This is a genomic window from Rhizobium sp. PAMB 3174, from assembly GCF_052908375.1.
In genome coordinates, this window is the sequence record NZ_CM128608.1 from 3158786 (window position 1) to 3182053 (window position 23268).

Annotated in this window: 23 protein-coding genes; 13 read left to right on the forward strand and 10 right to left on the reverse strand. The window is 62.6% G+C overall.

Annotated elements, in window-relative coordinates; translation table 11 throughout:
- The first annotated feature begins 72 nt into the window (after positions 1-72).
- The 4 genes from rpoN (at position 73) to ptsN (ending at position 3181) form a co-directional block, all read left to right on the forward strand.
- Positions 73-1629, forward strand: coding sequence for an RNA polymerase factor sigma-54 (gene rpoN, locus ACU5AY_RS15160; protein WP_446826823.1), 1557 nt, complete (start codon positions 73-75; stop codon positions 1627-1629).
- 202 nt (positions 1630-1831) lie between these two features.
- Positions 1832-1987: a hypothetical protein gene (locus ACU5AY_RS15165; RefSeq protein WP_446825524.1), complete on the forward strand. Its 156-nt coding sequence runs from the start codon at positions 1832-1834 to the stop codon at positions 1985-1987.
- Positions 1988-2055: 68 nt separating this feature from the next.
- A complete protein-coding gene (gene hpf, locus ACU5AY_RS15170; protein WP_446825955.1) occupies positions 2056-2631 on the forward strand; it encodes a ribosome hibernation-promoting factor, HPF/YfiA family in 576 nt (191 codons plus the stop codon).
- An 85-nt stretch (positions 2632-2716) separates the two neighbouring features.
- A complete protein-coding gene (gene ptsN, locus ACU5AY_RS15175) occupies positions 2717-3181 on the forward strand; it encodes a PTS IIA-like nitrogen regulatory protein PtsN (RefSeq protein WP_261931409.1) in 465 nt (154 codons plus the stop codon).
- A 97-nt stretch (positions 3182-3278) separates the two neighbouring features.
- On the opposite strand, the gene grpE is transcribed toward ptsN, so the two are convergent.
- Complete coding sequence (gene grpE, locus ACU5AY_RS15180; RefSeq protein WP_446826824.1) at positions 3279-3926, reverse strand: nucleotide exchange factor GrpE; 648 nt, start codon at positions 3924-3926, stop codon at positions 3279-3281.
- A gap of 111 nt (positions 3927-4037) precedes the next feature.
- A complete protein-coding gene (gene hrcA, locus ACU5AY_RS15185; RefSeq protein WP_446825526.1) occupies positions 4038-5126 on the reverse strand; it encodes a heat-inducible transcriptional repressor HrcA in 1089 nt (362 codons plus the stop codon).
- 174 nt (positions 5127-5300) lie between these two features.
- Between hrcA and rph the strand changes: the two genes are divergently transcribed.
- The 5 genes from rph to ACU5AY_RS15210 all read left to right on the forward strand — a co-directional run bounded on the left by rph (position 5301) and on the right by ACU5AY_RS15210 (position 9100).
- Positions 5301-6023 (forward strand): ribonuclease PH, encoded by a 723-nt coding sequence (rph, locus tag ACU5AY_RS15190; protein WP_446825527.1) that lies wholly within the window; start codon positions 5301-5303, stop codon positions 6021-6023.
- Between the two features lie 18 nt (positions 6024-6041).
- A complete protein-coding gene (locus ACU5AY_RS15195) occupies positions 6042-6464 on the forward strand; it encodes a VOC family protein (RefSeq protein WP_446826825.1) in 423 nt (140 codons plus the stop codon).
- Positions 6464-7108, forward strand: a complete 645-nt coding sequence (rdgB, locus tag ACU5AY_RS15200; protein ID WP_446826826.1) for an RdgB/HAM1 family non-canonical purine NTP pyrophosphatase — start codon at positions 6464-6466, stop codon at positions 7106-7108. The genes ACU5AY_RS15195 and rdgB overlap by 1 nt, the downstream gene beginning before the upstream one ends.
- Positions 7108-8295 carry a radical SAM family heme chaperone HemW gene (gene hemW, locus ACU5AY_RS15205; protein ID WP_446826827.1) on the forward strand — a complete coding sequence of 396 codons (1188 nt, stop codon included), beginning with the start codon at positions 7108-7110 and terminating at the stop codon, positions 8293-8295. The genes rdgB and hemW overlap by 1 nt, the downstream gene beginning before the upstream one ends.
- Positions 8296-8521: 226 nt before the next feature.
- Positions 8522-9100, forward strand: a complete 579-nt coding sequence (locus ACU5AY_RS15210) for a GNAT family N-acetyltransferase (RefSeq protein WP_446826828.1) — start codon at positions 8522-8524, stop codon at positions 9098-9100.
- 67 nt (positions 9101-9167) lie between these two features.
- Here ACU5AY_RS15210 and ACU5AY_RS15215 read toward each other — a convergent pair whose 3' ends face one another.
- A complete protein-coding gene (locus ACU5AY_RS15215) occupies positions 9168-9761 on the reverse strand; it encodes a class I SAM-dependent methyltransferase (RefSeq protein WP_446826829.1) in 594 nt (197 codons plus the stop codon).
- A 182-nt stretch (positions 9762-9943) separates the two neighbouring features.
- Between ACU5AY_RS15215 and ACU5AY_RS15220 the strand changes: the two genes are divergently transcribed.
- Positions 9944-10246, forward strand: a complete 303-nt coding sequence (locus tag ACU5AY_RS15220; RefSeq protein ID WP_446825533.1) for a hypothetical protein — start codon at positions 9944-9946, stop codon at positions 10244-10246.
- Between the two features lie 105 nt (positions 10247-10351).
- Here the strand turns inward: ACU5AY_RS15220 and dnaA are convergent, their stop codons facing one another.
- From dnaA to mutM, 4 genes are all read right to left on the reverse strand, one after another.
- Entirely contained in the window at positions 10352-11791 is a 1440-nt protein-coding gene (dnaA, locus tag ACU5AY_RS15225; RefSeq protein WP_446825534.1) for a chromosomal replication initiator protein DnaA, read from the reverse strand.
- 830 nt (positions 11792-12621) lie between these two features.
- A complete protein-coding gene (gene rpsT / locus ACU5AY_RS15230; protein WP_261931420.1) occupies positions 12622-12888 on the reverse strand; it encodes a 30S ribosomal protein S20 in 267 nt (88 codons plus the stop codon).
- Positions 12889-13088: 200 nt separating this feature from the next.
- The gene (locus tag ACU5AY_RS15235; RefSeq protein ID WP_446826830.1) at positions 13089-13862 is read right to left on the reverse strand and encodes an enoyl-CoA hydratase; all 774 of its coding nucleotides are present in this window, start codon (positions 13860-13862) and stop codon (positions 13089-13091) included.
- Between the two features lie 31 nt (positions 13863-13893).
- Positions 13894-14772 (reverse strand): bifunctional DNA-formamidopyrimidine glycosylase/DNA-(apurinic or apyrimidinic site) lyase, encoded by an 879-nt coding sequence (gene mutM, locus ACU5AY_RS15240; protein ID WP_446826831.1) that lies wholly within the window; start codon positions 14770-14772, stop codon positions 13894-13896.
- A gap of 163 nt (positions 14773-14935) precedes the next feature.
- Between mutM and ubiE the strand changes: the two genes are divergently transcribed.
- Together ubiE and ubiB are read left to right on the forward strand one after the other, a co-directional pair.
- The gene (gene ubiE / locus ACU5AY_RS15245; RefSeq protein WP_261931423.1) at positions 14936-15712 is read left to right on the forward strand and encodes a bifunctional demethylmenaquinone methyltransferase/2-methoxy-6-polyprenyl-1,4-benzoquinol methylase UbiE; all 777 of its coding nucleotides are present in this window, start codon (positions 14936-14938) and stop codon (positions 15710-15712) included.
- 6 nt (positions 15713-15718) lie between these two features.
- Positions 15719-17293, forward strand: coding sequence for a 2-polyprenylphenol 6-hydroxylase (gene ubiB / locus ACU5AY_RS15250; protein WP_446826832.1), 1575 nt, complete (start codon positions 15719-15721; stop codon positions 17291-17293).
- Positions 17294-17324: 31 nt separating this feature from the next.
- On the opposite strand, the gene ACU5AY_RS15255 is transcribed toward ubiB, so the two are convergent.
- Positions 17325-18374: a type I restriction endonuclease gene (locus ACU5AY_RS15255; protein WP_446826833.1), complete on the reverse strand. Its 1050-nt coding sequence runs from the start codon at positions 18372-18374 to the stop codon at positions 17325-17327.
- Between the two features lie 1560 nt (positions 18375-19934).
- The gene (gene mntR / locus ACU5AY_RS15260) at positions 19935-20384 is read right to left on the reverse strand and encodes a manganese-binding transcriptional regulator MntR (protein ID WP_446825538.1); all 450 of its coding nucleotides are present in this window, start codon (positions 20382-20384) and stop codon (positions 19935-19937) included.
- Between the two features lie 230 nt (positions 20385-20614).
- On the opposite strand from mntR, the gene ACU5AY_RS15265 reads away from it, so the two are divergent.
- On the forward strand, positions 20615-21973 hold the full coding sequence (locus ACU5AY_RS15265) for an Nramp family divalent metal transporter (RefSeq protein WP_446825539.1): 1359 nt from the start codon (positions 20615-20617) through the stop codon (positions 21971-21973).
- Between the two features lie 13 nt (positions 21974-21986).
- On the opposite strand, the gene ACU5AY_RS15270 is transcribed toward ACU5AY_RS15265, so the two are convergent.
- Positions 21987-23036: a methyl-accepting chemotaxis protein gene (locus ACU5AY_RS15270; protein ID WP_446826834.1), complete on the reverse strand. Its 1050-nt coding sequence runs from the start codon at positions 23034-23036 to the stop codon at positions 21987-21989.
- Positions 23037-23268 lie beyond the last annotated feature (232 nt).

Sequence of the window (23268 nt, forward strand, 5' to 3'; positions counted from 1 at the left end):
GCCAGATGGATATTGCCTGCAAAACAGGCAGGCGGTGTCCCGATCTGATCCGTAGGGAGTTCAGCGTTCGCCATGGCATTATCGGCCAGCCTTCATCTGCGACAGAGCCAGTCCCTGGTGATGACACCGCAATTGATGCAGTCGATTCAGCTGTTGCAGATGAATCATTTCGAACTGACGCAGTTCATTGCCCAGGAAGTCGAAAAGAACCCCCTTCTCGAAATCGCCGAAGACGACACGTCCGACCGGACGCCAGACCGGGAGCGCGAAGCTTCCGAGGCCGCCGAAGCGGATGCCCGGACGCAAGCCGCGGACGCCGAGCCCTCGGGCGACTGGTACGAGCATGGCGCCACGGGCGGCACCGTCCGGCTCAACGACCAGCTCGACAGCAACTTCGACGAAGCCATGTCGGACGACAGCGCGCCGCGCAAGGCGGAAGCGCCCGGCCTCATCGATCAGTGGAAATCCATGCCGGGCTCGTCGGAAGGGTCGGACGGCTATGATCTTGAGGATTTCGTCGCCGGACAGGTTTCGCTTCGCGACCACCTCAGCCAGCAGATCCCCTTCGTGCTGACCACGCCGCGCGAACGCATCGCCGCCGACCATATGGTCGATCTTCTGGACGATGCCGGTTACCTTCAGGAAAGCACGGATTCGATTGCCAGCCGGCTGGGCATGGACCTCGTCTTCATCGAGAAGGTGCTGGCCGCGCTTCAGACGCTCGATCCGCCGGGCATCTTCGCCCGCTCGCTCAGCGAATGCCTGGCGATCCAGCTGAAGCTGCTCGACCGGTACGATCCGGCCATGGAAGCCTTCGTCGTCAATCTCGATCTTCTGGCGCGCCGCGACTTTGCCTCGCTGAAGAAGATCTGCGGCGTCGACGAGGAAGACCTCATCGACATGCTGTCGGAGATCCGCAAGCTCAACCCGAAGCCGGCCAGCAATTTCGACCGCAATCCGGTCGAGGCGATCGTGCCCGACGTCATCGTGCGCGAGGCTCCCTCCGGCGGCTGGGCGATCGAACTCAACCCGGAGACCCTGCCCCGGGTTCTCGTCAACCAGGGCTATTACGCCGAAGTGTCGAAGGGCCGGGCGTGCAAGAGCGAGGACCAGGCATTCCTGTCCGAATGCCTGCAGAACGCCAACTGGCTCACCCGCAGCCTCGACCAGCGGGCCCGCACCATCATGAAGGTGGCGAGCGAAATCATCCGCCAGCAGGACGGCTTCCTGACCCACGGGGTCGACGCGCTGCGGCCGCTCAACTTGAAGACCGTCGCCGACGCCATCAAGATGCACGAGTCGACCGTCAGCCGCGTGACGTCCAACAAGTACATGCTGACGCCGAGAGGCCTGTTCGAGCTCAAATACTTCTTCACCGTGTCGATCGGCTCCTCCGAGGGTGGCGACAATCATTCCGCGGAAGCGGTGCGCAACCGCATCAAGGTGATGATCGCCCAGGAGGCCCCGGATGCCGTCCTGTCGGACGACGACATTGTCGAGCGGCTGAAGGGCGGCGGCATCGATCTCGCCCGCCGCACGGTCGCCAAATACCGCGAGGCGATGAACATCCCCTCCTCCGTTCAACGCCGGCGCGAAAAGCGGGCGATGGCCAGGGTTTCCGGCTTCTGACTATCCACAACCCTCCGCACTGCCGGGGAAAAGTTAACGGAAAGTGTTGACTTCGAAGGGGTCCGGCGCTAGAAGCCGCCCGCACTTGGGAAGCTGACGGCATATTGCCGCAGCCGCTATGGTTCCAGCTGAAAAGGAAGCCTGCGACGCTCGAATGCGAAGATTTTTGCGCTCCCGGCGCAGCTTGTCCGCCTGAATGGGGATGAGCGAAAGCCGAACCGGAGCATCGGTCAAGCGATTGCCAGGGCGAAAAGCCGGCACGATTGATGCGATCGTCTCGACGAGACCCGCAAAACTCCTCGAATTCGAATGGCTGGTCATCGTCGATACGGCATCGATCAATGACCTGTTCGCTTGAAACGCTTGGATGAGACCGCCGGTTGGCGTAAACTGATACCCGCAAATCAGCATAAGAAGGAAAAATCCATGAGTGTGCGTGTATCCGGTAAACATATGGAAATTGGCGATTCTTTCCGTCAACGGATTACAGGTCAGATCGGGGAGGCGATCGAGAAGTACTTTGACGGCGGCTTTTCAGGACAGGTGACGGTCGAGAAGTCGTCCTCCCGCTTTGCGGCGGATTGCAGGCTTCATCTCGACAGCGGCGTGGTTCTGCACGCGGCAGGTCAGGCCAACAGCCCGGAGGCTGCGTTCGACGCGGCCGCGGAACGGATCGAGAAGCGGCTTCGTCGCTACAAGCGGAAACTCAAGGATCATCACGCCGGCAACAACCAGAACGGCTCTGCGGAAATCTCCTACACGGTGATGGACGCGGTTCCGGAAGAACACGAAGAGCTTCCGGAAGATTTCGCGCCGACGATCGTTGCCGAGAGCAGCAAGCAGATCAGAACCATGACGGTGGCGACCGCCGTCATGGCGCTCGACATGACCGACGAACCGGTCTTCATTTTCCGCAGTCCGGGCAAGGAAGACCTGAATATCGTCTACCGTCGTCAGGACGGCAATATCGGCTGGATTGACGCAGCCACCATCAAGAGTTGAAATCAAGATAGCCCGGCAGGCAAAGAACCCGTTAACTGGCACCCGCCGGGCTCTCCTCCCTTCATGCGGCACGAAGGAACATTAAATGGCATTGGCAGACCTTCTGCAGACAGATGCGGTCATCCCCTCGATGAGGGCTCATTCGAAAAAGCAGTTGCTCCAGGAACTGGCTTCCAAGGCCTCCAAGATAACCGGCATTCCCGAGCGGGAGATCTTTGACGTCATCCTGCAGCGCGAGCGACTGGGCTCGACCGGCGTCGGACATGGCATCGCCATCCCGCACGGCAAGCTCACCAGCATCAAGTCGATCGTCGGCGTGTTCGCACGCCTGGAGACACCGGTCGATTTCGAGGCGCTCGACGACCAGCCGGTCGATCTGGTGTTCCTGCTCCTGGCGCCCGAAGGCGCCGGTGCGGACCACCTGAAGGCGTTATCGCGCATCGCCCGCATCCTGCGCGACCAGGATCTCGTCGCCAAGCTGCGCGCCACCGACAGCGCCTCGGCGATCTACACCTTCCTCAACGAGGAAGAAGCCTCGAACGCCGCCTGATCGTTTTCGCAGGCACCAATGAAAAGCCGCCGGACGTGAAACGCGTCCGGCGGCTTTCTTGTGTCGAGTTTCTGGAACGTTGCGGAAGGATGTGCCCTTACGCGTCCTTCTCGTTGACGGCCTCGGTGCCCGGTTCGGCCGCTACGGTTTCAGCCTTCGGGCCGCCCTTGGCAACGCCGACCATGGCCGGGCGCAGCACGCGCTCGCCGATCGTGTAGCCGGCCTGGACGACCTGCATGACGGTGTTGTTCGGCACGTTCGGATTGGGAACCTCGAACATCGCCTGGTGGAAGTTCGGGTCGAACTTCTCGCCTTCGCATTCGATCTTCTTGACGCCGTGACGCTCAAGCGCCGAGAGCATCGAACGCTCGGTCATGTCGACGCCTTCGACGAGCGCCTTCAGGCCTGCATCGGCGTTTTCCAGAACCTCGGCCGGAACGGCGTCGAGCGCGCGGCGCAGGTTGTCGGATACGGCGAGCATGTCGCGGGCGAAACCTGCGACCGAATAGGAGCGGGCGTCCTTGACGTCGCGCTCGGTGCGGCGGCGCAGGTTTTCCATCTCGGCAGCGAGGCGCAGCATGCGGTCGCGAAGGTCGAGGTTTTCGGCCTGCAACTGTTCGATCGGGTCGGGCGCCCGCGCTTCCGCTTCGGCGGCGCCGGCTGCATCCTGCTCCTTCGGAGCTTCGGTTTCGGCTTGGGCCTCTGCGGCGGTGTCAGGGCCGTTCTTCTTCATTTCATCGGTCATGACGATCTCCGGATAGGTCATTTCATGTCGTGCCCGATATCGAGGTTCACGGCCGAAAAATCAAGGCTTGCGTGCGATCGCCGGCCGGAAATCCGTCGTTTTCGGGATTGTCTAGCGCCCCGAGCGGGCGAGCCGCGCCATCAGCTGCGCGGTGTAGTCGACCATGGGTACGACGCGGGCGTAATTGAGCCGTGTCGGGCCGATGACGCCCACCGCCCCGACGATCCGCTCGTCGGCATCGCGGAAGGGCGCGACGATCAGCGAGGAGCCGGAGAGCGAGAAAAGCTTGTTCTCCGAGCCGATGAAGATGCGCACGCCCGACCCGGTTTCAGCGAGACTCATGATCTCGATCAGGCTGTCCTTCTTCTCCAGATCATCAAACAGCATGCGCAGCCGGTCGATGTCCTCGACGCCGCCCACGCCTTCGAGCAGGTTGGCGCGGCCGCGCACCACGAGCTGGGAAGGCTTGCCCTCCTCGCCCGATCCGGACCAGACCGCCAGACCGCGACTGACGAGGTCCTGCGACAGCGTGTCGAGCTCGCGGCGTACCTCGTCCTTCAAGGCCTCCAGCTGCCGGCGCAGTTCGGCCAGCGTCCTGCCGGTCATGTGGGCGTTCATGAAATTGGCCGCCTCGGTCAGCTGCGAGGTGGTGATGCCGGACGGCAGGTCGATGATGCGGTTTTCCACCTGCCCCTGTTCGCCGACCAGCACGGCGAGCGCCTTGGTCGGCTCGAGCCTTATGAACTCGACATGCTTCAAGACCGGATCGGCCTTCGAGGTGATCACCAGGCCGGCGCCGCGCGACATGCCAGACAGCATCTGGCTGGCATCGTTGAGGAGGGTTTCGACCGACTGGTCGGCATGGCCCGAGCGCATGTGGCGATCGATCGAGGCGCGGTCATCCTCCGACAGGTCGCCGATCTGCATGAAGGCGTCGACGAAGAAGCGCAGGCCAAGCTGCGTCGGCAGCCGGCCGGCGCTGATATGCGGAGAATAGACGAGACCCAGCTCCTCGAGATCGCTCATCACGTTGCGCACGGAGGCTGGTGACAGCGACATCGGCAGGAGGCGCGAGAGATTGCGCGAGCCCAAGGGCTCGCCGCTCTCCAGATAACTCTCCACGATGCGCCGGAAAATCTCTTTCGAACGGTCGTCCAGTGCGGTGACAGCGTCCTTGTCCGGCTTGCCAGGAAAACCCATCTGATGCGCGATATCCATCACAGTTCAACTCTGTCTGAAATATAGTCGTTCCCTTTTCCAACTCAAACCGGAATTTCGCCTGCGACCATGGAAGTCGGGCATGATCCTCGCTTTTTCTTTGCAAAAAGGCCGGGTGAGCCGTAGAAGGCTGACCAAAGAACAAGGAGATACCTTATGCGTCCATCCGGCAGAAAAACAGATCAAATGCGCGCCGTCAGCTTCGAGCGCAATTTCACCAAGCATGCGGAAGGCTCCTGCCTGGTGAAATTCGGCGACACGCATGTTCTGTGCACCGCCAGCCTGGAGGAAAAGGTACCGGGCTGGATGCGCAATTCCGGCAAGGGCTGGGTGACGGCCGAATACGGCATGCTGCCGCGCTCGACCGGCGAACGCATGCGCCGCGAGGCGACCGCCGGCAAGCAGGGCGGCCGCACGCAGGAAATCCAGCGCCTGATCGGCCGCTCCCTGCGCGCCGTCATTGATCTCGAAGCGCTCGGCGAACGCCAGATCACCGTCGACTGCGACGTCATCCAGGCTGACGGCGGCACCCGCACCGCCTCGATCACCGGCGGCTGGATCGCCCTTTACGACTGCCTGAAGTGGATGGAAGCGCGCAGCATGATCAAGACCGATCGCGTGCTGATCGATCATGTCGCCGCCATTTCCTGCGGCATCTTCGCCAACCAGCCGGTCATCGACCTCGATTATCTCGAAGACTCGGCTGCCGAAACCGACGCCAACTTCGTCATGACCGGCAAGGGCGGCATCGTCGAAATCCAGGGCACGGCGGAAGGCAAGCCGTTCTCGGACGAGGAATTCCTCACCCTGATGGGTCTCGCCAAGACCGGCATTGCCGATCTCGTATCGCTGCAGAAGCAGGCGGTCGGCGCGGCCTGAGGTCTGCGTCCGGAGATCATGACGAACGCGATTGCCGCCATACTGGAAACAGCGCTCTACGCCCGCGATCTCGACGCGGCGGAGGCGTTCTATGGCGGCATCCTTGGCCTTGAGACAATCACACGGGTGGCGAACAGGCACGTCTTCTTTCGCTGCGGCGACGGCATTCTGCTCGTCTTCAATCCGGACGAGACGGCAAAGCCCGCCGCACCGGACCGTCTGCCGGTGCCGGCACACGGCACGAGCGGCGCCGGACATGCCTGCTTCCGCGTCGCCGGTGCCGAAATGGACGGCGTTCGTGCGCGACTTGAAGAGGCCGGCGTCGCCATCGAAGCGGATTTTTGCTGGCCGAACGGCGCGCGGTCGATCTACTTTCGCGATCCGGCCGGCAACAGCCTCGAATGCGCCGAACCGAAACTATGGGGACTAGAGCAGGACTGATGCGCAAACTCGACCAGAAGACGATCGTCGTCGCCAGCCACAATGCCGGCAAGATCCGCGAGATCGAGGACCTGATCGGTCCGTTCGGCTTTAACGCCAGCTCGGCTGCGGCACTCGACTTTCCGGTCCCCGACGAGACCGGCACGACCTTCGAGGAGAACGCCGCCATCAAGGCGCTCGCCTCGGCGAAGGCCTCCGGCCTGCCGGCGCTTTCGGACGATTCCGGCCTCGTCATCGACGCGCTCGACGGCGCGCCGGGCGTCTACACTGCCGACTGGGCGGAGAAGCCGGACGGCAGCGGCCGCGACTTCATGATGGCGATGGAAAAGGTCGAGCAGGCGCTCAAGGACAAGGGCGCCGCCGCCAATGAGCGCACCGCCCGCTTCGTCTCCGTGCTCTGCCTTGCCTGGCCGGATGGCCATACCGAAATGTTCCGCGGCGAGGTCGAAGGCGAGATCGTCTGGCCGCCGCGCGGCAGCCGCGGCTTCGGCTACGACCCGATCTTCAAGCCCGACGGCCATGAGCGCACCTTCGGCGAAATGGAGGCAGACGAAAAACACGGCTGGAAGCCCGGCGATACGACCGCGCTTTCCCACCGCGCCCGCGCCTTCAAGCTCTTCGTCGAAACCTGCCTGGAGGCCTGATGGCATTGATAGATGCACATGCCGGACTGCTGCCCGACACCGGCGATCCGGGTTTCGGCGTCTATCTGCATTGGCCGTTCTGCGCGGCCAAATGCCCGTATTGTGACTTCAACAGCCATGTGCGCCACCAGCCGGTGGACCAGGAGCGCTTCGCCGCCGCCTTCCTGAAGGAAATGGCGACCATGCGGCAGATGAGCGGCGCGCGCACCGTCACGTCCATCTTTCTCGGCGGCGGCACGCCCTCGTTGATGGAACCGAGGACGGTCGAGACCATCCTCGACGGCATCGCCCGCGAATGGCACGTGCCGGCCGGCATCGAGATCACCATGGAGGCCAATCCGTCGAGCGTCGAGGCCGAGCGGTTTCGGGGCTACCGCGCGGCCGGCGTCAACCGCGTCTCGCTCGGCGTCCAGGCGCTGAACGACATCGACCTGAAATTCCTCGGCCGCCTGCACGACGTCGCCGATGCGCTGAAGGCGATCCGGCTGGCGCGCGAAATCTTCCCGCGCATGTCGTTCGACCTCATCTACGCCCGCCCCAACCAGACGGTCACCGCCTGGGAGCAGGAACTGCGCGAGGCGATTTCCTATGCCGTCGACCACCTGTCGCTCTACCAGCTGACGATCGAGGAAGGCACGCCGTTTTATGGCCTGCACAAGGCCGGCAAGCTGATCGTGCCGGACGGCGACCAGTCGGCGCTGCTCTACGAGGCCACGCAGGCGATCACCGCCGACGAAGGGCTGCCGGCCTATGAGGTTTCCAACCACGCCCGGCCGGGCGCCGAAAGCCGCCACAACCTCACCTACTGGCGCTACGGCGACTATGCCGGCATCGGCCCCGGGGCGCATGGCCGTCTGAAGACCGGCAACCGCAAGACCGCGACCAGCACGGAGCGCAATCCGGAACGCTGGCTGCAACTCGTCGAGACGCAGGGCCACGGCATGATCGACCAGGAGCTTCTCGGCTATGAGGAGCAGGCGGACGAATTGCTGCTGATGGGCCTGCGCCTGCGCGAAGGGGTCGACCTCGCCCGCTGGCAGATGCTGTCGGGCCGCGACCCCGATCCGAAGCGCGAGGCAACGCTCCTCGAACACGGCTTTATCGAGCGGATCGGCAATTCGCGGCTGAGATGCACGCCGTCGGGCATGCTGGTGCTCGACGCGGTGGTCGCCGATTTGGCTTGCTGATGAAGAACAAGCGGCGACCCTGCTTGATCTTTCGAACCGCACGGCTATCCTCCCCTTCATGATCACAGCCGGCCAAACCCTTATGACCATGACCACCATGCAGACCTCGGGGTTTGCGGGACTGGCTGAGGTTTGAGTTCAGCATCATAGATCCCGACCAACCCCGCGGACCAAGCGGGGTTTTGTTTTTTCAGCGCTCCGCTTCCTCCACAACCAGGAAAAAGCCATGCGTGAAAGCAAGACGAACCATGCAGACCTGCCAAACAAACCGGGATCCGGCCCCGCAAACCTCATCATCCGCCCTGTCCATGAACGGGATCTGCCTGCCCTTTTCGAAATCGTCACCATGCCCGGTTTCCGGGCGGGAACACTCCGCCTCCCTTTCCAGCGATTCTCCGACACGGAGAAGTGGTTCGCGGCGATCGGCCCCGAGGACATCTCCATCGTCGCCGAACTGAACGGCAAGGTGGTAGGCGATGCCGGCGCACGCCGCTTTGCCGGACGGCGTGCGCATGTCGCGCGGATCGGCATGGGCCTGCATGACGACTATCACCGGCGGGGTATCGGCTCCGCTCTTCTTGCCGCCATCATCGACGCCGCCGACAATTGGCACGACATTCGCCGTCTGGAGCTTGAGGTCTTTGCCGACAATAAGGCTGCAATCGGTCTCTACCGCAAATTCGGCTTTCAGGAAGAAGGGCTGCTGCGCGGCTATGCCTATCGAAACGGAACCTACGCGGACGCCCTCGTGATGGCGCGCCTGTGTTTCGATCCCATGCCGCGACAACCGACAACGACCGAGTGACTGGGGACAGGCCGGGCCGCTACAGGTAACTGGACCCTCCTCAATGGGAAGAGGCTGCGGCCCACCCTTAAACCTTCACCGCTGTCACATGCAGCCAATCTGTCGGCACGCCGTCATAGCCGCCGCCCAAGCTGGCATCGATCTCGACGGCGCCAAGGCCGGCGGCCTCGTAAGCGCTTTGCAGATACTCCGCCGACGGATTGTTGTAGTAGCGGCCGAAGCGGTCGATCGTCTCGTCCGCCGCCGTCTTGTAGCTCGCGTAGAACAGGCCGCCGGCCTTCAGCGCCCGCGCGATGCGGCCGATGATCTCCGGCAGTTCGGTTCTCGGCACGTGCAGCAGGCAGGCGTTCGCCCAGACGGCGTCGAAAGCGGCGATGTCCGAGAGGGTCGCGAAAGGCTGCACGCGAACCGGAACGCCGAGCCGCCTCTCGGCTTCGGCGGCCATTTCCGCCGTGCCGTCGGTTGGCCTGACCTCGATCCCGAGTGACAGCATGTGGGCGCTGTCATGGCCCGCGCCGCAGCCAAGCTCGAGAACGCGGGCGCTCGCCGGCAGGCGGGCAATGAAGGCGTCCAGCCGCCCGAAATTCCGCCGCTCCGTATCCGCGGCATATTGCGCGGCATTCTGCGCGTAGAAGCGGTCGGTGGAATGGTCGTCGGTCATCACGCGCCTTTCAATCATGAATAGAAGCAGTAGCGTCCACAAATCTTGTAGGGCAAGGGCGATGTTTGCGAAAGCCGAGCGCTCTGTCCTTCAGAGGACACGAAGGTTGCCCAAGATGATGTCGCGAATATAGGATAATCAATGTCCAGGTGAGCGTTGATGGTGCTCTGATGAAAAGCCCTTTGAACATCCAGATCAGCGAACTACGAAAGATCGGGTGGGATGATTGGGATCCAATCGGTATCCGCAGTGCCGAATCGGCAGACTGGAAGACCTGCACGGCCGACGAATACGATTCCTACCTCCTCCATGTCGTTGATCTCCTGCGTCAGGGAGGCCAACCGAAGGACGCAATTTCATATCTCGACCGAGTCGTAACCGAGCACATGGGGCTCGGGCGTCTGACCGATGAGCGGCACCAGGCGTCAGTGAAGTGCGTTCAAGCGATTTCGGATTATCTCAAGGCGCTTGGCGGAGAAAAATGATGCCGCCAGCCCGGGAGCGAATTGCCGGATTCATGCGTTCCAACGCGATTTTCGGGCACTGCTAAAGAAAAAGGCCGGCGTTTCCGCCGGCCCTTCCTGGTCCGCCTATTCGTTGATCAGCCGTTTCAGCAGCTCGATCTCGTGGGAAAGCTTCGTATCCTCCGAAATCAGTTCCTCGATCTTGCGCACCGCATGCAAAACGGTGGTGTGATCGCGTCCGCCGAAGCGGCGGCCGATTTCAGGGAAGGAGCGCGGCGTCAGCGTCTTCGACAGATACATGGCGATCTGGCGCGGCTTGACGATGACACGGGTGCGGCGGTTGGAGACCAGCTCCTGGCGCGACACGTTGTAATGACGGGCGACGACGCGCTGGATGTCCTCGATGCGCACCCGGCGCGGCTCGCCGGCCCCGACCAGATGGGCAAGCAGTTCGTCGACGCGCTCGACCGAGATGTTCGGCTCGAAGGAACGGCGGAACAGGAGCTGGTTGAATGCGCCTTCCAGCTCGCGGCCGCTGGCGGTCACCTTGCGGGCGACATGCGTGAGGATATCGGCGGGGATATCGATCGACGGATCTTCCTTGCGCGCCTGTTCGAGCCGGCCCTTGAGCATTTCCAGCCGCATCTCGTAATCGGGCGCTTCCATCTCGATCGCCACGCCACCCTGCAGGCGGGAGCGAACGCGGGTGTCGAGCGATTCCAGCTCCCACGGCGCGCGGTCGGCGGCGACGACGACCTGCTTGGCGCTGTCGAGCAGCATGTTCAGGAGATGGCAGAATTCGTGCTGGATCGACTTGCCCTGCAGGAACTGCATGTCGTCGATGACGAGCAGGTCGATGTTGCGCAGCGTGTCTTTCAGCGACAGGGCGTCATTGTCGCGGATCGCCGAGGCGAAGCGCCACATGAAGTATTCGGCCGTCAGGTAGACGACGCGCAGCTGGCGCGGGCTGGAAATCGCCGCATTGGCGATCGCCTGCAGGAGGTGCGTCTTGCCGAGGCCGACGGAGGAATGGATGAAGAGCGGATTGAAGCGCACAGCACTCGCGCCGGCTTCCGCAATGGTGCGGGCGGCGGCAAGCGCGACACGGTTGGACGCGCCCTCGATGAAGCTGTCGAAGGTGTAGCGGCTGTCGAGCGGCGAACCGAACAGCGGGCCTTGCGTGTTTGCCGGACGCTGCATCTGCGTCTTCAGCACAGGCACGGCCTGGGCGATCGACTGCGGGCCGGAAAGGGTGGTCTGGACCGGCGCGTCGGTGCCGGAGGAGGCGGTCTCCTCAGCCGACGGCTTGGCGGCGCGGGTCGCGCTGCGCACCATGATCTCGACTTTCAGAACCGCCGGCTCTTCTTCCTGCAGCAGGCTGGTGATGAGATCCAGATAGCGGTTGTTGATCCAGGATTTCAGGAAGGTGGTGGGAACGGAAAGCCTTACGACGCTCTTCGATACCGAATGCAGCTTGAGGCGTCCGAACCAGCTTGCATAGACATCGGACCCGACCTGAGCCTTCAGACGCTTGCTGAAACGGTCGAAAAGAACGTTGTGATCCATCGTGGACCAGCCTCCCACCGCAGACAGCACTTCTTCGGCATTATCGTTAGAACCGGATGATTTGATTGTAGTCAGCACTTTTTTCCGCCTTTTTTATACAGCCGCCACGTCCCGCTTCGCCGAGCAGGTCTCCGCCGCGCCAGTCAGTTCTCCGTCAAGACACAAAGTTCGCGCCCTCGCATGCGCTTACCCGGTCACCTAAAAACACGGCCTCCTTCTTTTTCTGGCGGAGCCACCCGCCTACGCTTCACACTCTCGCAAAGAGACAAAGACAATGCGTCCGGAGACCAGACGGACTCCCGGCAAACCCTTGTTCGTTTCGCGAAATGCGGGACAGAAAAGTCCCGCAGCAAGTGGGTGCAAAAAACCGCTTGCTGTCGCCAGCAATTTTCATGCCTAACCCTTTGGAGTTGCCCCACCCCTTTGCTGGAAGTCATTTAGGCAAGATCGATGGCCAAGATCAACGGTGAAATTTACGCAAATTTAACGGGCGGCCATTGACTCTCGGGGCGGGGTTTAAAAGCCCGTTTTGGAGGGTTGGAGAATCGCTTTTGAATCAACGGGATTCAGCTCAAGTGCAGGTCTGCAACACCCGAAATCGAAAAAAAATAAAAATTCGCTTGACTCACTTCGGGGGTCATCTTCCGTAGCGTAAGATCGAACCGGCCGTCATATCCTTCTGCAAGCTCTTGATTTTAATGATTTTTTAATGTCACCGCGACGTCATAAGATTGACACATTGACGGAGGGCAAAACGGCTATCGGGACAAACACGAAAAGCCCGGCCGAAACGGCCAGGCTTTGTCGAGAGACGAAATGAAGCGTCGAAATTAGGCCGAAAGGGCCTTCACGCGCTGGGCAAGACGCGACACCTTGCGGGATGCGGTGTTGCGGTGCATGACGCCCTTCGATGCGGCGCGCTGCAGTTCCGGCTGAGCGGACTGGAGGGCTGCGAGAGCGTCGGCAGCATTGCCCGAAGCGATCGCTTCTTCAACCTTGCGGATGAAGGTGCGGACGCGCGAAACGCGGTTCTTGTTGACTGCGGTACGGCCAGCGATCTTGCGGGTCGCCTTCTTTGCCGACTTGGTATTGGCCATGTATGCCTCTCTTCGAAATCAAACAATCCCGTCATCGCCGCGGCCAGTCTGCGGCCATTCCGTGCAACAATGCGGGAGCAAATTTAAGGGAAAGCCTGATGGGCTTCCCAAACCGTGGCGGGCATATAGCTGCAATCCGGCCTGACGTCAACGCGCAAACGGGGTCCGGCGGAAAAGAATCTGCATGCCGCCACCGCCATTCACCGGTTCTTGAAGTCCGGTTTGCGTTTTTCGGCGAAGGCACCCATGCCCTCCTTCTGGTCCTCCGTCGCAAACAGTGCGTAGAACAGGTTGCGCTCGTAGCGCATGCCTTCGGCGAGCGTCAGCTCGAACGCGTTGGCGACGGCTTCCTTGGCCATCATCACCGAGGGCAGCGAGAAGGAGGCGATCTTCTCGGCGGCGGCCATGGCGTCCTCGATCAGCTTTTCCGGTGCGACGACCCGGGCGACGAGGCCGCAGCTTTCCGCCTCCTTGGCATCCATCATCCGCCCCGTCAGCACGAGATCCATCGCCTTCGCCTTGCCGACCGAACGCACCAGGCGCTGCGTGCCGCCCATGCCGGGAATGACGCCGAGCGTGATCTCCGGCTGGCCGAATTTCGCCGTCTCGGAGGCAATCACGATGTCGCACATCATCACGAGCTCGCAGCCGCCGCCGAGCGCATAGCCGGAAACGGCCGCGATCATTGGCTTGCGGGTCGCCGCCACCTTGTCCCAGCCGGCGATGAAGCCGGACTTGTAGATGTCGGGGTATTCGAGCGGCAGCATTTCCTTGATGTCGGCACCGGCGGCAAAGGCCTTTTCCGAGCCGGTGATCACGATCGCGCCGACCTCGTCGTCGCCGTCGAAGGCGGCGAGCGCCTCGATCATCTCGGCAAGCACCGTCGAATTCAGCGCGTTCAGCGCCTGCGGCCGGTTGAGCGTGACGACACCCACCCTGCCCTTCTTCTCCACGATCAGCGTCTCATAGGCCATGCTGCTTCTCCCTTTTGTCTTGTTCTGCGCGCTATTTCTGGCAGCGCGGGCAATAGAATGTCGAGCGGCCCGCCTGCACGAGCCTCTGGATGGTGCCGCCGCAGCCCTCGCGGCGGCAGGGCTCGCCTTCCCGGTCATAGACGGAGAAGGAGTGCTGGAAATAGCCGAGCGAGCCGTCGGTGCGGATATGGTCGCGCAGCGTCGAGCCGCCGGCCAGGATCGCGTCGGCGATGACGGCGCGGATCGCCGCTTCCAGCTCCAGGAGCTTGGCGCCGGGCCGGCCGGTCTTCGTCACCAGGCTGCCGGCGGGCTTTATCGGCGACAGGCCGGCGCGCCACAGCGCCTCGCAGACATAGATATTGCCGAGCCCGGCGATCACCTTCTGGTCGAGGAGCGCCGATTTCAGCGGCTGCGCCTTGCCGCGGAAACGGGCGGCGAGATAATCGGCGTCGAGCGCATTGCCGGTCGGCTCCGGCCCGAGGTCGCGGAAGGCCGGATAGGCTGCCGCATTGGAGCGGCGCATCAGGTCCATGAAGCCGAAGCGGCGCGGGTCATTATAGATGACATGCCGCCCGGCCCCCTCTCCTTCCAGATGGAAGACGACATGGTCGTGCTTGACGTCCTTGCCGCGCGGATGGTGGAATTCGCCGAGCGTCGCATCGGCAACGCGAAACGAGCCGGACATGCCGAGATGGGCGACCACCGTCAGATCGTCCTCGAGATCGATCAGCAGATATTTGGCGCGGCGCGACAGCGAAACGATCCGCCTTCCCGCCACCTGCTCGGCGAAGGCCGCGGGGAAGGGAAAGCGCAGGTCGCTGCGGCGCAGCTCCAGCCGGCCGAGCACGGTGCCCTCCATCACGGGGGCGAGCCCGCGCCTGACGGTCTCCACTTCCGGCAATTCCGGCATCCGGTAACCCTTCGTCGAACTTCCTGTTTCAAGATTTTCCGTTTCCGGCTATAGCAGCGCGGACAGGCTGCGGCAAAGGGTGTTCTCGCCTTCGCCGTCACGCCCTATATAAGGTGCGGCAATGACGATTTCCGCATCCCGTGTTTGAAATGGAGTAAGGCTCATGGCTGAAGGCCGCACGTCCGCCGATGGCGGCATGGCGACATCCTACGGTTTCCGCGACGTTGCGGAAGGCGAAAAGCAGGGCCTCGTCAACGACGTCTTCCACAAGGTGGCCAAGCGCTACGACATCATGAACGACGTGATGTCGGCCGGCCTGCACCGGGTGTGGAAGAACGCCATGGTCGCCGCCCTGACGCCACGGCCCGATCCGTCCTACCGCGTGCTTGACGTGGCCGGCGGCACCGGCGACATCGCGTTTCGCATCATCGAGGCCTCGAAGCGCCAGGCGCATGCGACCGTGCTCGACATCAACGGCTCGATGCTGGCCGTCGGCGAGGAGCGCGCGGCGAAGAAGGGGCTTTCCGACAACCTCACCTTCGTCGAGGCGAATGCCGAAGAGCTTCCGTTCGAAGCCAATTCCTTCGACGCCTACACGATCGCGTTCGGCATCCGCAACGTACCGCGCATCGACGTGGCGCTGTCGGAAGCCTACCGGGTCTTGAAACGCGGCGGCCGGCTGCTGGTGCTCGAATTCTCCGAAGTCGAACTGCCGCTTCTCGACCGCGTCTATGACGAGTGGTCGTTCAAGGCGATCCCGAAATTCGGCAAGGCGATCACCGGCGACGACGAGCCCTACCAGTATCTGGTCGAATCGATCCGCAAGTTCCCGAGCCAGAAGGACTTTGCCGCGATGATCGAGACTGCCGGCTTCTCCCGCGTCACCTTCACCAATTACACCGGCGGCATCGCGGCGCTGCATTCCGGCTGGAAGCTTTAAGCCCGGATGAGCACGATCGGCGCATATTACCGGCTCGCCCGGGTCGGCTGGGTTCTCGTCCGCGAGGGTGTCGTTTCGGCGCTGCCTTCGGAAGACCTGCCGCCGCTCGCCCGCGTCGGCCAGAAGCTCGCCGGGCTATTCGCCCGCAACCGCGCGCTTCGCCGCGACCGGCGCGACAATCTCGCCCGCGCGGTCGAACGGCTCGGCCCCTCCTACGTCAAGATCGGCCAGTTTCTGGCCACCCGCCCGGATGTCGTCGGCGTCGAGTTCGCCGCCGACCTCTCCATGCTGCAGGACCGCATGCAGACCTTCCCGACGGCCGCCGCACGGGCGCAGATCGAGGCTTCGCTCGGCCGCAGTATCGAGGCGCTCTACGCCTCGTTCGGCGAACCGGTCGCCGCCGCATCGATCGCGCAGGTGCATCCTGCCGAGGTCGAGGCGAACGGCGTCACCCGCAAGGTCGCCGTCAAGGTCATCCGGCCCGGCGTGCGCGAGCGGTTCGCCCGCGACATCGAGGCGCAATATGCCTTTGCCCGGCTGCAGGAGCGCTTCATTCCCAAGACCCGGCGGTTGCGCCCGGTCGAGGTGACGAAGACACTTGAGCAGACGACCAAGGTCGAGATGGACCTCCGTCTCGAAGCCGCCGCACTCTCCGAACTCGGCGAGAATTCCAAGGACGATCCGGGTTTCCGCGTGCCGAAGGTCGACTGGGAGCGCACCGGTCGCGACGTCGTCACCATGGAATGGATCGACGGCATCAAGATGTCGGATGTCGAGGCGCTTCGCGCCGCCGGCCACGATCTCAACGCGCTCGCCGTCACCATGATGCAGGCCTTCCTGCGTCACACGCTGCGCGACGGCTTCTTCCATGCCGACATGCACCAGGGCAACCTCTTCGTGGAAGCCGACGGCACCGTGGTGGCCGTCGACATGGGCATCGTCGGAAGGCTCGGCAAGAAGGAACGCCGCTTCCTCGCCGAAATCCTCTACGGCTTCATCACCCGCGACTACATGCGCGTCGCCGAAACCCATTTCGAGGCCGGCTATGTGCCCGGCCACCACGACCATGCGAGCTTCGCCCAGGCGATCCGCGCAATCGGTGAGCCGATCCACGGCCAGCCGGCCGAGACCATCTCGATGGCCAAGCTCCTGACCCTGCTCTTCGAAGTGACCGAACTCTTCGACATGGAGACGCGGCCCGAACTCGTCATGCTGCAGAAGACCATGGTCGTCGTCGAGGGCGTGGCGCGCACGCTCGATCCGAAGTTCAACATGTGGAAGGCCTCCGAGCCGGTGGTCGGCGGCTGGATCCGCGACAATCTCGGCCCGAAGCGCATCGTCACCGACCTGAAGGACGGCCTTTCCGCCGCCCTGAAACTCGCCGAAGCCGTCCCGGAAATCGCCGCCCGCACGGAAAAATTCCATCACGAACTGATGGTGATGAGCGAAAACGGCCTCAGGTTCGACCCGGCCACCGCGGAAGCCATCGGCAAGGCCGAAGCCCGCCACAGCCGCTCCGGCCGCTTGGCGCTATGGGTGATTGCGGCGGCGCTGATCTGGATCGGCTGGATGCTGGCCTGATGAACTGTCCGCGGCGCTCAAAGCGCCGCGACTAATCCAGATATTTCTTGGCCGTTGTTCGAATTCGCTCCGCGTGATCGTAAATCTGATCCAGGCTGTCCAGAGAAACCCGTTCTTCGTCGTCCTTGTCAAACAGTCCGAGGTATTTGGTCGATCGGTTGAAATGCAACCTCGCAAGGGGGCGGCGGTTGTTGTTGTCTATCAGCACCGCGCAATAGCTCTTTGCGTCCCGCATGAAGACCCGCTTTGATGAAATGGCTTCTCTGGCGATGGCCTTGACGATCATGAAGCCTTCTCGTTCTTCATCGGTCGTCACAATCTCTTCTTCGACCTGCGGCGCCTCCTCCGCTAAGTCGCTCACATCTTCTGCGTCGGCCAACGCGGTGGATAGCCGGCTCTTAACGGCATCCATGATGACCTCCCTGAACGCAGCCTTGACGACACCGGTCAGCATTTCTTTCACCGGCGCACGCATCTGGCCTTCATAGACATTGCGAGCAACCAGTTTGACAAACTCCTCCGTCGGCTCGTCGACGAGCTTGGCAATCTCCCTTTTGACGCCTGACGTGTATTTCAACCGCTCTGCCGTGGCGAGAATGGCGGAAACATCAAAGGCTGCCTTCTCGAATTTCTTGAGCTCGGCGATAGTGCCGCTTTGCAAATCGCCAATATCGAAGATGAGGAACGGTCTGGTGTCGAGCTTGTTCGTTTCTTCCAGGTCCGTGTAGAAGTTGAATGTCTTCCCGTTGGTCAGAATGGCAAATTTGGCGTTTGTCACCGTGAAATAGCGAAACAGTTGATCCAGATGTCGCTTGTCCAGCACCGTCGTCAACGGCTTACACTCAATGAGTATTCGAATCTCGCCATCGAGCTTTATGGCGTAATCGACCTTTTCCCCTTTCTTTCCCACGGCATCAGCCGTGAACTCAGGGATGACCTCGAACGGGTCAAAGACATCATATCCAAGTGCTCGGAGAAAAGGCAGAACAATGGCCGTCTTCACTGCCTCTTCTGTAAGCATTGATGTAGAATGGACTTTCACCTTCTCCGATAAGGCCCGCAAATTGTCTTCGATCGACATGTACCCCTCCCACCATCGACGGTAGAAAGCTTGCCGACTTACATCCGTCAGTCAATCTTTATTTAAAATTGCGTCAGTGTTCCGCGCGCAAAATTGGCTTGCGTCAGTTCGCTTTCGTTCCATAAAGGCGCGCAGTGGCTGGATCACCGGGACAAGCTCGAGGATGAGGGAAAGAGGAGGGCAGCCACCTCCGTCATCCCGGACTTGATCCGGGATCCAGTAGCGCGATGTCCATCGCGTAGGAGACTCTATGGCGAGTGCACGACGCTCGCGACGCATCATCTCCCCCTTGGCGGGGGGAGACTTCGGAGCGGCGGCCAAAGGCCGGAAATCGATGAAGTCGATTTCAGCGAACGGAGGCCTGAGCGCGACGCCGCGCGAAGGCTGGTCAACATCTTAGCGCCAGCTAAGTGTTAGAAATTCCAAGAGAGGGGGTCAGGAACGCAGCTGGCGAAGCAACCCCCTCACCTGAAAAATCTAGCAATAGCCTTCCGGCTAAGTGCTAGATTTTTCTTCCTCTCCCGCAAGGGGAGAGGCGAACCGCCGCCGCCAGCCCCGGCCCTTCGCATGGCTCCGGGCGTTCGCTGCTTGAAACGATCCACTGGATCGTTTCATCGGCAAAGCCGACCGCAGCTCACCCCCCAAAATCCCCCTCCCCAAATCCCGTGCCATACTCGTCCCGTTCCGTGTGGATAGGCCGGGGGAGCGAACCTGGCGAGCGGAACCGGCGCTGACGGGTGCGGGCGATCGCAGGCTCATATCCGTCGGGGTTCGCGAACGGTCCCCCTCGGCCCGTGCGGTTCCCGCGATGCGGGGGCCATACAGGACGCAAGCCGTTGCGTGCTGGCGGGTGGGCAGACCGGTCGGGTGTGAAGACACCCGCCGGCGCGCCCTTGAACGATGTGCCTTCGAGGCACGCAAGGCCCTGCCGCAAGGCAAGGCCGCAGAGGGATCCGCGGGCATAAACCGCCGAACGAGGCGCCCGGAAGGGCCATGATACCAAACAAAAGATGAGGCACCCCGGGCGCTTCGTCCTTCATACCCTTCATGCCACGGCCGAAAACGGCGCGTGAAGGGGAAGGCGTGTCCGGAGAGAAGGTTTGATGGTGATGACGATAGAAATCGTGATGCAGACGATGGCCACCAACAACACCCGTCATCCCGGACCTGATCCGGGATCCAGCAGCGCGATATCGATCGCGCGGGGGACTCCCTTCCAAGGGAGGCGTCCGCCGCCCCTTCTCTCACCGCGCCGACGCGCGGTGGCTGGATGCCGGATCAGGTCCGGCATGACGGAAGGAAGAGAGGGCAACGGTGGCAAAGAAGAGGACCACGGCAATGACACCATTAGCGGCAGGCACCGAGGCCGCCATCCCCACCACCCTCATCCTCGGCCTTGTGCCGGGGATCCAGCGGCGTGATGTCAATCGCGCAGGAGACTCTATGGTGAGGATGACGGCTGGGTTGTTGGAAGGCGGGTTCTCTGGCCGCGCCGACGCGCGGCGGCTGGATCCCCGGGACAAGCCCGAGGATGAGGGAGAGCTGGGAGCGTCGACCCCGCTACCCCCGCATCGCCTTGCGGAAGGCTTCCAGCGTTTCCACGCTGACATGGTGCTCGATGCCCTCGGCGTCGATGCGGGCGGTTTCTTCGCACACACCGAGCGAAATCAGGAAGGCGACGACGGTCTGGTGGCGTTCGCGGCTTTCCTGGGCGACCTTCAGCCCGGCCTCGGTCAGGAAGACGCCGCGGTAGCGCTTGCGGGTGACGAGGCCCTCGGCGGTCAGGCGGGCGAGCATCTTGGCGACCGTCGGTTGGGCGACGCCGAGGCGAGCGGCGATGTCGACCTGGCGCGCCTCGTTGCCATCCTCGATGAGATCCGCGATCAGCTCGACGTAATCCTCAATGAGCGCGTTGCGGCGTGCCTCGCGGGTCTGGCGAAACCCTTCGGAATGCACCTCCGCGTCGGGCAATGGCTCGCTGCGCTGAATGTGTTTGCGTGTCGCCGCCAAGGTCCTGTTCCGCCCCAATCCCGATTGCCCTTGAAGAGTTATAGCAAATGCTTGGATTTTTAACAGCGGCTCCTGCCGCAATCCCCGGAGCATCCCGTCCGGTGCCCTTTGCCGGAGTCGCCGCGACATTTCAAGAACCCTCATATATGAAATATAGCCTATTGCATAATTATAAGCTGTGGTGCAGATTGCACGAAGCTGGTAATGCTGCATCTGCGAAAGGCCCCTTGATGTCCGATGCCCCGACGACCGCCGAACAGAGGACCGGCTGGCAATTCTCGCTGCCGGAAGACAGCGAGCGCCCGAGCCTGCCGGAGGTCCACAGCTCCGTGGCGGTGCCGAAGACCGGATCGTGGCTGCGCAAGCTTCTGGCCTTTGCCGGGCCGGGCTACATGGTGTCGGTCGGCTACATGGACCCCGGCAACTGGGCGACGGACCTCGCCGGTGGCGCGCAGTTCGGCTACACGCTGCTCTCCGTCATCATGCTGTCGAACCTGATGGCGATCCTCCTGCAGGCGCTGACGGCCCGGCTCGGCATCGCCACCGGCCGCGATCTCGCCCAGGCCTGTCGCGACCATTATTCGCCGCCGGTCAATTTCGGCCTGTGGTTTGCCTGCGAGCTTGCGATCATCGCCTGCGATCTCGCGGAAGTCATCGGCACCGCGATCGCGCTCAATCTGCTCTTCGGCATTCCGCTGATCGCCGGCGCGCTGATCACGGCGCTTGACGTGTTCCTGCTGCTGCTCCTGATGAAGAAGGGCTTCCGCTTCCTCGAGGCCTTCGTCATCACGCTGCTGACGGTGATTTTCGTCTGTTTCGCGGTGCAGATCATTGCCGCTTCACCGCCGGTCGCGGCCGTTCTCGGCGGCTTCGTGCCGACCGGCGAGATCGTCACCAATCCGGCCATGCTTTACATCGCCATCGGCATCATCGGCGCCACCGTCATGCCGCACAATCTCTACCTGCACTCCTCGATCGTACAGACCCGCGCCTATGAGCGCACCGAGACCGGCAAGCGCGAAGCGATCAAATGGGCGACCATCGACAGCACGATCGCCCTGATGATGGCGCTGTTCATCAATGCGGCGATCCTGATCATCGCGGCAGCGGCCTTCCATACGACCGGCCACACGGAAGTGGCCGAAATCGAGGACGCCTACAAGCTGCTCTCGCCGATTCTCGGGCTCGGCATCGCCTCGACCCTGTTTGCCGTCGCCCTGCTCGCCTCGGGCCTCAACTCGACGGTGACGGCGACGCTTGCCGGCCAGATCGTCATGGAAGGGTTCCTCAGGCTGCGGCTGCCGGGCTGGATGCGCCGGCTGATCACCCGCGGCCTGGCGATCATCCCGGTCATCGCGGTCACCGCCATCTACGGCGAGCGCGGCACAGCCGAACTGTTGATCCTGTCGCAGGTCATCCTGTCGATGCAGCTGCCGTTTGCGGTGATCCCGCTCGTGCGCTTCGTCACCGACCGCAAGAAGATGGGCGTCTTCGCCATTCCGCGGCCCGTCGCGCTCATCGCCTGGCTGGTCGCCGGCCTTATCCTGGTCCTGAACTTCAAGCTGCTCTACGACACGTTCACCGGCTGAGACCGGCGGCGTTTCAGAGGCGCTCGACCTCGGCGCGGATCCGCTGTTCGTCTTCGGTACGCTGGACGATCACGCCGTACCAGCCGAGGCCGTCATAGTCCTCGTAGCCGAGCGTCTTCGCATAGGCGACGATCGCGCCGTCGTCGGTGTAATAGCTGCCGCTGCCTTCGCCGCCGGAGCGGTCGAGCATGAAGCGGGTGAAGACAAGCTCGGGACGCGAGGCGGCGATGATGGTGCCGTGCTGGTCGAGCAGCAGCACGGATGTCCGCTCGGCGACCGCCGGCGGCAGGTTCGCCTCCTTCTCGACGATCGCCTGGCCCTGCTCCTGCCAGTCGAAATAGACGCCGAGCGTGCCCAGGAGTTCGCCGTCGGGCTTGCCGCCGCGCCTGACACCGGTCGCATAGACCAGCACGTTGCGCTTGTCGTGATGCTGGCTCGGCCGCATCTGGTCGACGATGTAGTCGTTGCCGGATCGGGTCTTGGCCGCCGCGCGGACCCAGTCGAGCCCAGACAGATCGGCGCGTTCGAGGCCCTTGCGGTATTTCGGATTGGCGCTCGCGACCACGCGGCCGTTGCGGTCGGTCATCACCAGATCGATGTAGACGGTGTAGAACTTGTTGATTTCGCCGAGCCGCGAGGCGGCATAGGCGGCGCTGTCGGCCGTCGGCTCCTCCAGCGCCTTCCAGAGCGACGGATCGGTCGCCCACCAGCGCACGTCGGCGGTGCGTTCGAACAGGTTGCGGACGATCAGCTGCACGAGGCTGAGCGACAGGTCGATCAGGCGGCTGCCCTCCATCTGCTGGACGAGATCGGAGGACATGCCGCGGGAAATCTCGATGCGGTGCATCACCCTGTTTTCGAAGTCCGCGGCAATCGATGCCGAGCTTTCCGCCAGGCGCTGCACTTCGTTGGCGACGACCGCAAAGCCTTTGCCGGCCTCGCCGGCACGGGCCGCCTCGATGATGGCGTTGGTCGCCAGAAGGCGGATCATCCGGACGATCTTGAGATTGTCGACGCTGAAGGCCTCAAGCGCGGTGCCGATGGATTCCGTCAGAAGGCGCATACTGCGCGGCGTTGCGGACAGTCGGCTTGCGGAATTTGCCGCTCGGGATTTGGAAGGCACAGGCAAGCGTGCGTTCATCGGAAAATGACCGTTCAAAAGGAGCTGACCAATAAAGAGAGTACCTATTCGGAATTGAAATAACGCCGCCTCGGGACCTGCGCCTAACCCTAGGGAAGCATGGTTTATTTTGGGTTAAGGCCGGCCGAAATTCCGCATGATTTGTGTGCAGGCC

What these genes read in the sequence shown, in the direction of transcription:
- dnaA (WP_446825534.1), bottom strand. Translation starts at nt 11,791, where the DNA reads ATGGATCACAACGTTCTTTTCGACCGTTTCAGCAAGCGTCTGAAGGCT.
- ACU5AY_RS15210 (WP_446826828.1), top strand. Translation starts at nt 8,522, where the DNA reads ATGCGTGAAAGCAAGACGAACCATGCAGACCTGCCAAACAAACCGGGA.
- ubiB (WP_446826832.1), top strand. Translation starts at nt 15,719, where the DNA reads ATGAGCACGATCGGCGCATATTACCGGCTCGCCCGGGTCGGCTGGGTT.
- hemW (WP_446826827.1), top strand. Translation starts at nt 7,108, where the DNA reads ATGGCATTGATAGATGCACATGCCGGACTGCTGCCCGACACCGGCGAT.
- ACU5AY_RS15215 (WP_446826829.1), bottom strand. Translation starts at nt 9,761, where the DNA reads ATGACCGACGACCATTCCACCGACCGCTTCTACGCGCAGAATGCCGCG.
- ACU5AY_RS15235 (WP_446826830.1), bottom strand. Translation starts at nt 13,862, where the DNA reads ATGGCCTATGAGACGCTGATCGTGGAGAAGAAGGGCAGGGTGGGTGTC.
- ACU5AY_RS15270 (WP_446826834.1), bottom strand. Translation starts at nt 23,036, where the DNA reads ATGCGCCTTCTGACGGAATCCATCGGCACCGCGCTTGAGGCCTTCAGC.
- rph (WP_446825527.1), top strand. Translation starts at nt 5,301, where the DNA reads ATGCGTCCATCCGGCAGAAAAACAGATCAAATGCGCGCCGTCAGCTTC.
- ACU5AY_RS15195 (WP_446826825.1), top strand. Translation starts at nt 6,042, where the DNA reads ATGACGAACGCGATTGCCGCCATACTGGAAACAGCGCTCTACGCCCGC.
- rdgB (WP_446826826.1), top strand. Translation starts at nt 6,464, where the DNA reads ATGCGCAAACTCGACCAGAAGACGATCGTCGTCGCCAGCCACAATGCC.
- hrcA (WP_446825526.1), bottom strand. Translation starts at nt 5,126, where the DNA reads ATGGGTTTTCCTGGCAAGCCGGACAAGGACGCTGTCACCGCACTGGAC.
- ubiE (WP_261931423.1), top strand. Translation starts at nt 14,936, where the DNA reads ATGGCTGAAGGCCGCACGTCCGCCGATGGCGGCATGGCGACATCCTAC.
- rpoN (WP_446826823.1), top strand. Translation starts at nt 73, where the DNA reads ATGGCATTATCGGCCAGCCTTCATCTGCGACAGAGCCAGTCCCTGGTG.
- ptsN (WP_261931409.1), top strand. Translation starts at nt 2,717, where the DNA reads ATGGCATTGGCAGACCTTCTGCAGACAGATGCGGTCATCCCCTCGATG.
- ACU5AY_RS15265 (WP_446825539.1), top strand. Translation starts at nt 20,615, where the DNA reads ATGTCCGATGCCCCGACGACCGCCGAACAGAGGACCGGCTGGCAATTC.
- ACU5AY_RS15165 (WP_446825524.1), top strand. Translation starts at nt 1,832, where the DNA reads ATGAGCGAAAGCCGAACCGGAGCATCGGTCAAGCGATTGCCAGGGCGA.
- grpE (WP_446826824.1), bottom strand. Translation starts at nt 3,926, where the DNA reads ATGACCGATGAAATGAAGAAGAACGGCCCTGACACCGCCGCAGAGGCC.
- rpsT (WP_261931420.1), bottom strand. Translation starts at nt 12,888, where the DNA reads ATGGCCAATACCAAGTCGGCAAAGAAGGCGACCCGCAAGATCGCTGGC.
- mutM (WP_446826831.1), bottom strand. Translation starts at nt 14,772, where the DNA reads ATGCCGGAATTGCCGGAAGTGGAGACCGTCAGGCGCGGGCTCGCCCCC.
- hpf (WP_446825955.1), top strand. Translation starts at nt 2,056, where the DNA reads ATGAGTGTGCGTGTATCCGGTAAACATATGGAAATTGGCGATTCTTTC.
- ACU5AY_RS15255 (WP_446826833.1), bottom strand. Translation starts at nt 18,374, where the DNA reads ATGTCGATCGAAGACAATTTGCGGGCCTTATCGGAGAAGGTGAAAGTC.